This is a genomic window from Streptomyces sp. SM1 (genome assembly GCF_002910825.1).
Lineage (GTDB): Bacteria > Actinomycetota > Actinomycetes > Streptomycetales > Streptomycetaceae > Streptomyces > Streptomyces okerensis.
On sequence record NZ_NEUB01000046.1, the window covers coordinates 1 to 3,117 of the forward strand.

Genomic DNA, 3,117 nt, shown 5'->3' on the forward strand with positions numbered 1-3,117 from the left:
CCCCTCCCCCGCCGAGCGCGCCTCCGCCGTCCGTGCCTACCGCCCCGCGCTGCGGCCGGGTGTGCTGATCGGGCCGGCGCTGTTGCGCGGCCCCCGCACCGTGCACCTCGTCAAACACCCGGTCAGCGGTGCCGCGTTCGAGATCGGCGCCAAGGAGCACTTCGTCCTCGGGCGGCTCGACGGCACCCGGAACCTCGACGACATGGTGGCCGAGTACGCGGCCCGCTTCCGGCGGCGGCTGTCCGAGGAGCAGTGGACCCGGCTGCTCGGTCTGCTCGGCACCCGTGGGCTGCTCGACGGCTCCCCCGACCCCGCCCCGCCACCGCCGCCCCCGGCACGCACCGGCACCCTGTGGAGGGGCAGCCGGCGGACCGTCGCCGACGCCCACGCGACCACCGGACGTCTCCACCGGGTGCTGCGACCGCTGCTGCACACCTGGGTGCAACTCCCGCTCGTGGCAGCCGCGCTGGTGATGACAGGCGCTCTGCTCGCGGACCCGGCGGCGCTGCTCGACGGGAGCCTGGACCTGCTGAGCCGCCCCCTCCTGCTGATCCCGTTCGGGGTGTTCCTCTGGATCAGCGTCTGTCTGCACGAACTCGCCCACGGCGTCGCCGCCCGGCACTACGGCGGTACGGTCTCCGAGATCGGACTGCGCTGGCGGTTCCCCGCCCTGATGATGTACTGCACGGTCGACGACTACCTGTTCCTCCCCGGTCTGCGGGCGAAACTGGTGGTCGCCGCGGCGGGCGCCCACGTCAACCTCGTACTGCTGCTGCCCCTCGCGCTCTGGTGGGCGCTGCTGGATCCGGCCGACCCGTACCGGCCGGCGCTCACCGGCATGCTCCTCGTCGGCGTCGTCCAGGCCCTGAGCAATCTGGTGCCGCTTCCCCCGCTGGACGGATACCGCATGCTGAGCCACCTGCTGTCCGCCGCCAACCTCGCTCCGGAGACCAGGAGTTACCTGGTGCTGCGCCGGGGCGGACGGGACGCCGTCGCGGCCTACCCGCCCCGCGCCCGCCGTCTCTACACGGCCTATGCCGTCGCGTCGGCCGTGTCCGTACTGCTCGCCGCGGCCGGCACCTGCGCCGCCGTCGTCCTCCTGGTCCTGCGATGACGTCCCCGCCGCAGGACAAGACGCCACCCATGAATGAGGTACCGCTATGAGCTCCACCTCTCCCACCCCGGACCACGGCGCCGGGCCCGCCGTCGCCGTCACCGGCGTGACGAAGAGCTACGGCGGCAGGCCGGCCGTCGACGAGGTCACCCTCGACGTCCGGCGCGGCGAGTTCTTCGGGCTGCTGGGCCCCAACGGAGCGGGAAAATCCACCCTGGTGGAGATCATGGAGGGCCTGCGCAGGGCCGACTCCGGGACGGTCACGGTGTTCGGCGAGTCGCCGTGGCCGCGCAACACCCGCCTGCTGCCGCGCATGGGCGTGCAGACCCAGTCGTCGGCGTTCTTCGTGCGGCAGACCGTTCACGAGCATCTGCGCACGGTGGCGGCCCTGTTCGGCGTGGAGGGCGCGGCCGTCGACGCCACCCTGGAGGCCGTCGGGCTCGGCGGGCGGCACGACGTCCGCGTGGACAGCCTCTCCGGCGGCCAGCGGCAGCGGCTCGCCATCGCCTCCGCGCTGGTCCACGGCCCCGAGCTGATCTTCCTCGACGAGCCGACCGCCTCGCTCGATCCGGAGGGCCGCCGGGACCTGTGGGAGGTGCTGCGCGGTCTCAAGGCGCGGGGCCGCACCATCGTGTACACCACGCATCACCTCGACGAGGCCGAGGCGCTCTGCGACCGGGTCGGCATCCTGGTGGAGGGCCGGCTCGCCGTCGTCGACGAACCGCAGCACCTGATCGGGACGTTCGGCGCCGCCACCCGCCTCCTGGTACCGCTCGGCCGGATCGACGAGGACCGGGCCGCGGCCCTTCCCGGCGTGACCGCCGTCACCGTCCAGGGCGGACACCTCGTCCTCGAGACCCGCGCGACCGGCCGGGTGCTCGCCGCACTCGACGCCGCCACCGGCCTGGACGGGGTACAGACCCGCACGCCCAGCCTGGAGGACGTCTACCTCGACATCACCGCCGGGCGACGCCCGCGGACCCCCCTCACCGCGAACAACCAGGAGCAGCAGGCATGAGCGCCTACACCGCGCTGACCGGGGCGGGCTACCGCGCCCAGGTCCGGGACAGGACGACCGTCTTCTTCACCTTCGCCTTCCCGCTGATCTTCCTCGTCGTCTTCGGCCTGATCTTCCAGGGCCGGGACGTGGAGGAGAGCGGCCTCTCGTACCTGTCCTACACCGCCTCCGGAGTGCTCTCCTGGGGTGTCGCCAACGCCGCTGTCTTCAGTATCGGGTTCACACTGATGCAGTGGCGGGTGGACGACATCCTGCGGATGATCCGGATGTCGCCCGCCCCGCTGTCCGCCGTGCTCGGATCCCGCTACGTCCTCGCCCTGGGCGTGGGACTGGTCCAGTCCGTCCTGTTCGTCGGTGTGGCGATGCTGCCCGGCTTCGGTCTGGTCCCGGCGTCCCGGTGGCCGCTGCTGATCCCGGTCATGGTCCTCGGGATCACCACGTTCCTGCTGCTGGGAGTGATCGTCGGCAGCATCGCCGACACCCCCGAGTCGGTGGCCGGCATCGCCAACTTCCTGATGCTGCCCATGGCCTTCGTGTCCGGGTCGTTCTTCCCGCTGGACGCCATGCCCGGCTGGCTGCAGAAGGTGTCGCTGGTCATGCCGCTGCGCTACCTCAACGACGCGGTGTCGGCCGCCCTCACCGGCCGGGGGGACCTGTCCGACATCGGCGTGGGCTGCCTCGGCCTCCTCGTGTTCGCCGGGCTCTTCGGGGCCGTCGCGGTGCGCACCTTCCGCTGGACGAAGACCTCGTGAGCACCGCGACCCGGGCGCTGCCGCTTCCGATGGCGCAGGCCCGCGCCACCCTCCAGGCGTTCCTGGACGGCCACTTCGGACCCGGCGCCCCACGCGTCGTCCCGGTCGGTGCCGTCGGTGCCGGGGACAGGGCCGGCGGAGCGCCGGACCCCTGGGCGGCGGAGCGCCCGACGGCGCTGGTCCATGTCAGCGCCTCGGCGATCCTGCTCGGCCCGTGGGGAGGCGACGGCAGC

The 3,117-nt window shown here is 72.9% G+C and carries 3 protein-coding genes and 1 pseudogene; all 4 read left to right on the plus strand.

Annotation, left to right across the window (positions count from 1 at the left end; genetic code table 11):
• Window positions 1–1,114: M50 family metallopeptidase (locus tag B9S61_RS00935; protein WP_258039491.1), on the plus strand; the 1,114-nt coding region annotated here is incomplete at its 5' end.
• Window positions 1,115–1,160: 46 nt separating this feature from the next.
• Window positions 1,161–2,132, plus strand: a complete 972-nt coding sequence (locus tag B9S61_RS00940; protein WP_103540465.1) for an ABC transporter ATP-binding protein — start codon at window positions 1,161–1,163, stop codon at window positions 2,130–2,132.
• Window positions 2,129–2,884, plus strand: coding sequence for an ABC transporter permease (locus tag B9S61_RS00945; protein ID WP_103540466.1), 756 nt, complete (start codon window positions 2,129–2,131; stop codon window positions 2,882–2,884). The genes B9S61_RS00940 and B9S61_RS00945 overlap by 4 nt, the downstream gene beginning before the upstream one ends.
• Window positions 2,881–3,117 (plus strand): annotated as a pseudogene (locus B9S61_RS00950) (cyclodehydratase); the annotation flags it as partial. The gene B9S61_RS00945 and the pseudogene B9S61_RS00950, both read left to right, overlap by 4 nt.